Genomic DNA, 1081 nt, shown 5'->3' with positions numbered 1-1081 from the left:
TACCGATACCACCCACACCGCCAAAGCCAGCTTGCGCCTCAAGCGTAAAGCTGCCGCCTGGGATGATGAGGTCAGAATGAACATGCTCGGACTCAGACCATTATGCTAGGCGAGTGCGGAGCCCCTGGCAGATGCGAAGGGGCGCGCATTATCTGATTTGGACATTCCGTTGGGGTTTTTCATATCTTGAGTAAACTCACGAACCCCGCTAATTTCTAGGTCGTCATATATGGCTTGCGTGTATCGGTTCAATTCAGGATTCGGAATCCGCAGTGTGACTTTCATCCGAGTCACTCTCTCGAATGACATAAACAAACCCACTATGCCGTTCTTTTCAGGAACGGGTTCAAGTTCGATAGTTGACCCTCGTTCCAAGCGAAAAGCCGCAGAACCGAGTATTTGTTGTAGAAAATCTTTCCAAGCAGTTTGGGACAAGTCGCCTGTATGTTCGACAGCAACCAAGTGGCGAGATAAGTCAAAGAAACACACCGCTGTACTTGCAAGTGGTGGATTCAAAGACGAAGTTCCAACAGACATGCCGTCGTCAGTAACGATAACTCCATCTCTTTCAAGAACGCTTCGAGCAAGAATTACATGAAGAAGTTCTCGGTTGTTTGAATCTCGTAAATCTCGATATTCCCGAAGGCTCCATTTGAAAATGGCAGAACGAGTTTTTTGAATCTGATCTTGTTCATATTCAGTAGCAACTTGTAGAAGCATTCTAATATCATCGTCTGTGCGAAGGCGCTGGATATTAGGTCGCAGGAAAAGGTCTGCCCTGTCTTCGATGTTTAGTCGAAATAGATCGAACGAGTATCGGCGTGACATTTGTGTTCCTTTCGGGGGGGCTGAAGCATCGGCCAATGCGATGGATAAAGATGATGACATGGAGATTGTAACCGTCATCAATACAATTTCATAAACTGCAACTGAAAGGAGGCGTCGTGTTTTTAAGGAGACGCTGATTTATTCCGATTTCCGGAACGACGATAGCGTTGGGATGAGAAAATGCTGAAAGCGTGACAGCGGGTAGGCGAGATGACAAAGCAAGCGAGCTTTTCTGAACTGGAATATGCGGCGA

At 46.8% G+C, this 1081-nt stretch carries 1 protein-coding gene; it reads right to left on the bottom strand.

Annotated elements, in window-relative coordinates:
• Positions 1 to 105 precede the first annotated feature (105 nt).
• The gene (locus ACLIIZ_RS21075) at positions 106 to 906 is read right to left on the bottom strand and encodes a DUF4747 family protein (RefSeq protein WP_416695663.1); all 801 of its coding nucleotides are present in this window, start codon (positions 904 to 906) and stop codon (positions 106 to 108) included.
• Positions 907 to 1081: the final 175 nt, after the last annotated feature.

Source organism: Azonexus caeni (genome assembly GCF_048146105.1).
Classification (GTDB): domain Bacteria; phylum Pseudomonadota; class Gammaproteobacteria; order Burkholderiales; family Rhodocyclaceae; genus Azonexus; species Azonexus aromaticus_B.
Note: the sequence above shows the minus strand (reverse complement) of the source record. Positions and strands in the feature narration are given on the sequence as shown.

Coding starts and splice junctions, on each gene's coding strand:
- ACLIIZ_RS21075 (WP_416695663.1), bottom strand. CDS start 906: ATGACGGTTACAATCTCCATGTCATCATCTTTATCCATCGCATTGGCC.